This window comes from Rivularia sp. UHCC 0363 (assembly GCF_034931125.1).
In the GTDB taxonomy this organism is placed as follows: domain Bacteria; phylum Cyanobacteriota; class Cyanobacteriia; order Cyanobacteriales; family Nostocaceae; genus Rivularia.
The window spans coordinates 32,558-38,354 of the sequence record NZ_JAYGHM010000052.1 but is presented as its reverse complement, the minus strand read 5'-3'; the positions used below and the strand labels follow the sequence as shown (position 1 = coordinate 38,354).

Genomic DNA, 5,797 nt, shown 5'->3' with positions numbered 1-5,797 from the left:
CTAACATTGGAGCGGTTTCTTGAAATTAACGCACTTGGTTCTGTGATCTATTCGCAATTACCCATTACCCATTACCCATTACCCATTACCCATTACCCAATACCGAATGCAATTTCACCACCGCACCAATTACAACGATCGCAGGTGCTTCAAAGCTGTTTTTTTCCACGTCTTCGACAATTGTTGCTAATTTACCGATTAATTCTTCTTGTTCGGGACGAGTTCCCCAACGGATTAAACCAATGGGAGTATCTGCACTCAACCCGGCTTTTAATAGTTGTTCTACTATATAAGCTAAATTGTGAATTCCCATGTAAATCACGATTGTCTCTGAACCTTTAGCAATACTCGACCAATCCACTGCGGGACGATATTTTCCTGTAGATTCGTGTCCGGTAACAAATGTGACCGAAGAACTATAAAGGCGATGGGTTAAAGGAATACCTGCATAGGCAGGAGCCGCGATTCCCGCTGTAATTCCCGGCACTACTTCCACTGATACACCAGCTTTAATTAAATCCTCCATTTCTTCGCCACCGCGCCCGAAAACAAAGGGGTCGCCTCCTTTTAGACGCACTACGATCGCATTATCTTGAGCTTTTTCAATCAATAATTCAGTTGTTCGATCTTGTAATAAAGAATGCCTACCCCGGCGCTTACCGGCATTAATTTTTTCAGCATGGGGATTAATCATTAAGAGAATAGACGGACTGACTAAAGCATCATAAATCACAACGTCCGCAGCTTCTAACAACGCCTTTCCCTTGATAGTCATCAATCCAGGGTCTCCGGGCCCCGCACCGACTAAATAGACTTTACCCGCAGCTTTTTGCATATCCCGGTTCATTTTTGCATCAATTCCCCAATCAAATCGATTAATTCCCCATTTCCTCCCAAAGGTTCGTATAGCTGAAAATTTACCCTAGGAAACAGTAATTTTAAATCTTGTATAGATTCTGCGATGGCATCGGTAATACCACCAGGAAACAGAAAATAAGGTATAATTGCGATTTTTTGCTTACCATCAGCCACTAACTGAGCAACAATATCTTTTAAACTTGGAGATACAGCCCAATAAGCAGCAACCGCATTTGCAGAAATTGCTGTTTCTTCAATACTAGTATTCGCTTCGACGCGACGGCTACCGTGGGCTACAATTATTCTGCCTACTGACGGATCGGTGATTTTTCTAGTTAGTAACTTTTGCAAACCACAGTGAGAACCTAAATATGGTTGCAACTCGATCGCAATATCTTCTCCCAAAGTTTTTTTAGCTAATTCCACTTCTTGCGGAATATCTTCGGTAACGTGAATTCCTGGCAATAAAAATAAAGGTATTATCTTTAAATGACGGCATCCGTCAGCGATCGCTTTCCTGCTAAAATCTACGATTTGTTCGTGTAACGGTTGGGGATGTAGTTCTAAATAAGCCGTACCGACATTGAAAGCATATTGCGTTTTATCATTTGAAGCCAACTTATTTTGCAAATTTCGCGCTAATTCTTCCATCGCAACTTCCGGGCGCGGGTCTCTACTTCCGTGGGATACTAGCAGATATGCAGATGACATTACTAATTTTAAACATTTCTTATTATCAATCATTCCCGATTCTCGCTGTATAACTCTTGCAGATTATTATTAGTCGTAGCAAAGCATGGGTGTTTAGGCAATTTTGGATGCAAAGAATATTAAGTATTACACATAATCGAAACTATACTTCTATTTTAAATTAAAAAAATTTCAATATTATCGCACGGTAACTATTCCGAGCATAAAACCACAGCTAATCAAAGTTACCACTCGGTATATACCAATAAAATAATAATAATGGTGTTAGATTAATTACCATTTATTATATAAAAAAAAGATAAACAAGCATAAACATTAGTCTTTTTTTTTACCCAAAGCTACATTTTTTATTAAATTTTAAACAGATATTTTTTACAATATTAGTTAGAAATATTAGCATTTTACGAGAGCCAATTATCAAAGTTATATACATTTTATCAGAATGTATTTATTTGATATTTGCCTTGCTTAATTGAGCTTTGACTTAATTAATAAGTATTCATATTTAAGGGTGTATCGAATTGTAGTAGAAAAAACAAGGAGATGCGCGAATGTTATTTGCTATAGATATCGGTCATAACTGCCCTCCCTACGATACCGGCGCTCGTACTAGCCAGTACAGTGAAGATGCTTTAACTAAATTGGTCGGAGAATTAGTTATTAGTAAGCTCAATCAAAGAGGACATAAAGCTGTTTCTGTTACCCCTAAATCGGCTTACAGTACTGATGATTCCTTGATGCAAAGAGCAAGAAAAGCTAATCAACTTGATACTGATTACTTTGTTTCTATTCATTTCAATTCTTTTAGTAGTCCGAGAGCTAATGGTAGTGAAATTTATGTGTATGATATTACTAGCGCTGCTCGACCTTTAGCCCAGTCAGTACTGAGTAATATTGTCTCTTTAGGATTTTTTAATCGGGGTGTCAAACAAGCTAGATTCCGAGTCTTAGAATTGACCTCAATGCCAGCAATTTTAATTGAATGCTGCTTTATTAGTTCCGACAAAGACATGAAACTGTTTGATGCGGATAAAATGGCGATCGCAATTGTTGATGGTTTGGTTGGTAAGGAAGAAATATCAACTATATCGGGTATTTTGAAAGTTAGGTATATTACTTACCTTAAACCTTCTTCCGGACAATCTTCAACTATAGATATAAAACAATTGCGGGTAATAGAGCCAGGAGATTATAAAGCAAGGTTGATTGCAACAGAAGAGTCTCACTATGCTGTGGAGTTAGAAACGAAACTCGCTTCCCGTCAGGTTGACTACATTTATACTGGTCATAGCGATTTTATTGCTGATTAGTCTTTTGATTATTATTTCTGGATAGTATGTAGAGACGTAGCATTGCTACGTCTTCACGATTCAGAAATATTGCGTTCTTTCCCGTTATAAGATTCGTAAATATGTTGAAAGACTTCTTGACATTTTTGGTTGTATAATTCGATAGAGTAACTTTCGGGTAGTCTATCTAAAATATCTTTGATGGCAACTTCTACACTAGCTTTTGTTTGTTGTCGTTTTCGCCAATCTAAAACTAATTTTTCTGTTTTCAAGATTGTTAATAATTCTTTGGCAACCTGTTTTACTTGTTTTTGTTCTACTTGACTAAGTTCTATTTGAGGTTTGGTGAGTAAATCAAAAATTGCTAACTCTTCTTCGGTTAAGACACCACCAACACCCTCAAGGGTGCGGCTACAATTACCAAGCCCACCTTCGTGGGCTAATATATCAGCCTGCGAAGGCAGGCTTTGTTCCTGTAGCCCCAGGCTTCCAGCCTGCGGGCGATTCGGGCGATTCGGGCTACTTAAAATCGCTTCTACTGCATCATCCCAAATTTTGGTACGTGCAAAGGCTTCTGTGGTTGTTTCTAATTTATTTAACTGTGTATTCTCATCTTCAATGGCTTTCATAGCCTCATTTATGGCTTTACCAATATCAGCCCCTTCCGGTAAATCCAACAGCTTAGAAAACCGTGCAGCTTCCGGTAAAAACATTACACTTCGAGCTTGATAATCCGATGCAGAAATACCCCGTCTACTGCTACCTTTATCCTTCAATTCCTTTTCAGCTTGGGTAAACTTCCAGTCAGCGTAGCGGAGGAAAATCAAACCCAAAACAGGTACAGAATATTCCGAAGATTTCAGCTTAGAATTAGCCCTTAACTCATCAGCAGCATCCCATAGACGTTTTTCTAAATCGGTAGTGTTCGCAGCCATAGACAAGAGTAATCACGATAACCAAACATTTGATTATAGTCCTTTTAGGCTGTCAACGTAATCTATTTTCTCAGACCTTCCAGCCAGAAATAAGCAAGCAGTCATAATAATAAAACGAGCGCGGAGGGATTTGAACCCCCGACCTACAGAACCGGAATCTGCCGCTCTATCCACTGAGCTACGCGCCCTCGCAATATTAATAAACAGTATACCTCTTATTTCCTTTGCTGGCTACATAAGTATACTATTTGCTCTCTGTAATTTTTATAAATCAGATCGATAAACAGCACTAATAGTTACCTTGCAGACTGATGTAAACACCTAAAAAAGCTATTTTATAGTCATGCAGTATTAAAAGCAATATTATATGACTAAAAATAAATTAAAACATAATTTTAAACACAAAATAATCAACAATACTTCTGATATAGATAATAGCAACAGTGGCTTTGTGCTAGGAATAGTCTCTGCGGTTTTGCTAATAGCTTGTGTTAGCGTGTTGCTTGTGTTCAACAACAGACAAGTGCAGCGAATAATCATCGACAAAATAAATCCCGATGGACAAAAAATATCTGATATTCAATCCTTAATTAACGATAGCGATAGTTTAATCGAAGTAGAGAAAATTTTAAACGTTAAAGCAGAACATCCTAACGGAACTGTGGGAAGATTAACTAATATTTCTTTTACTAAACAAAATACTATTGTCGAAATGGTTGTAACAAACGGTTCTTTGTATACTATCTACCTTAACCTGCATGGTAAAGGAGTTGTACTTGTGGATGATTTAGGGAACAAATACAATTTTAAGTTACCTGCTGATAATCCCGACCTAGAAATTGAATCAGGTCAAAGTTTTAAAGGAGAATTAGTTTTTGAAGGTGGAGTTACTGCAAAAGCGAATAGTTTAACTCTAATTACCAATAATCAAATAGGTAGCGACCAACCCTTAAGCCGTCGTCCTAAAATTGAGTTTTATATTCCGCTACAACAGTTATTCGTAAATAGTAAAAACGATTCACAATCTACTCAAGATTCACTTAATAAGGCAATTAAAGAAAGTAAAGAACCAAAAAAAGGTTTGTCTAGATTGTAGGCTTTTACTTATTTAGTTTAGATGTAGAATACGAGCAAGATTACTGCTTCCAGACTAGAAGCAGAGCCTCAAAATACTGTATTCCTTACCAGAGACAAGCAACAAGGTATTATTCATTCCACAAAGGTTAAATACTAGCTAAAATTTATCAAAAAGTTACAAAAAAGACTATAGCAAACACGCAATAAAAGTTACTTTACAGTTGTATATTACTAAAATTAATTTCTTAAACTGACAATAATATGAAAAGAAATGGCTGTGGTAGTTTTCTATTAGGGGTAGTATTTACCTTAGTGCTGATATCTGGTGCGGGAATTTGGTTTTTCTTGACTAACAAGCAAGCACAGCAGTTACTCAGCAAACAAATCGATCGCACTGCTACCGAATTACCGGGAACTGTCGATGACGCTTCTGTAACTAAGCCCCCAGTAACAAGCAAGACTTCGGTTACGCAGTCGAGTCAAGTTAGCGTTTTACCTACAGAAAAAACATTGAATGTTCAAACCACTCATCCTAACGGGACTGTAGGAATACTAACAAAGATTTCCTTTACAAAAGATAGTACCAAAGTCGAAATGTCTGTTACCAACGGTTCCAAAAATACTATCGAACTCAACAGGAACGGTAAGGAAATGGTGCTTGTTGACGATTTAGGCAAAAATTACAGTTTAGCTGCACCAGCAACTAACCCAGATGTGGAAATTTTACCAGGTACTACTCTCAAAGGGGAGTTTATTTTTATGGGTAAAGTTTCCCCAGAAACTAAGTCTTTGAATCTAATTACAAATAATCAATCGGGTGGTGATGAAACTTTAAGTCAAATTCCCAAAATGAAGTTTTTTATTCCGCTTTCTTGATGAGATGAGGGAAGAGGGGATGGGGGGATGGGGGGATGGGGGGATGGGGAG

Annotated in this window: 6 protein-coding genes and 1 tRNA gene; 3 read left to right on the top strand and 4 right to left on the bottom strand. The window is 37.5% G+C overall.

Going from position 1 to position 5,797, the window contains the following annotated elements:
- Window positions 1-85: 85 nt before the first annotated feature.
- Together cobA and VB797_RS24780 are read right to left on the bottom strand one after the other, a co-directional pair.
- Complete coding sequence (gene cobA, locus VB797_RS24785; protein WP_323240414.1) at window positions 86-847, bottom strand: uroporphyrinogen-III C-methyltransferase; 762 nt, start codon at window positions 845-847, stop codon at window positions 86-88.
- Window positions 844-1,569 (bottom strand): sirohydrochlorin chelatase, encoded by a 726-nt coding sequence (locus VB797_RS24780; protein ID WP_323240435.1) that lies wholly within the window; start codon window positions 1,567-1,569, stop codon window positions 844-846. The genes cobA and VB797_RS24780 overlap by 4 nt, the downstream gene beginning before the upstream one ends.
- Before the next feature lie 551 nt (window positions 1,570-2,120).
- Here VB797_RS24780 and VB797_RS24775 point away from each other — a divergent pair.
- Complete coding sequence (locus VB797_RS24775; protein ID WP_323240413.1) at window positions 2,121-2,879, top strand: N-acetylmuramoyl-L-alanine amidase; 759 nt, start codon at window positions 2,121-2,123, stop codon at window positions 2,877-2,879.
- A gap of 53 nt (window positions 2,880-2,932) precedes the next feature.
- Here the strand turns inward: VB797_RS24775 and VB797_RS24770 are convergent, their stop codons facing one another.
- Both VB797_RS24770 and VB797_RS24765 read right to left on the bottom strand, forming a co-directional pair.
- Window positions 2,933-3,793: a type I restriction-modification system subunit M N-terminal domain-containing protein gene (locus VB797_RS24770; protein ID WP_323240412.1), complete on the bottom strand. Its 861-nt coding sequence runs from the start codon at window positions 3,791-3,793 to the stop codon at window positions 2,933-2,935.
- 115 nt (window positions 3,794-3,908) lie between these two features.
- Window positions 3,909-3,981 (bottom strand) — tRNA-Arg (locus tag VB797_RS24765).
- 179 nt (window positions 3,982-4,160) lie between these two features.
- On the opposite strand from VB797_RS24765, the gene VB797_RS24760 reads away from it, so the two are divergent.
- Both VB797_RS24760 and VB797_RS24755 read left to right on the top strand, forming a co-directional pair.
- Window positions 4,161-4,889 (top strand): hypothetical protein, encoded by a 729-nt coding sequence (locus VB797_RS24760; RefSeq protein WP_323240411.1) that lies wholly within the window; start codon window positions 4,161-4,163, stop codon window positions 4,887-4,889.
- A gap of 242 nt (window positions 4,890-5,131) precedes the next feature.
- Complete coding sequence (locus tag VB797_RS24755) at window positions 5,132-5,746, top strand: hypothetical protein (RefSeq protein WP_323240410.1); 615 nt, start codon at window positions 5,132-5,134, stop codon at window positions 5,744-5,746.
- Window positions 5,747-5,797 lie beyond the last annotated feature (51 nt).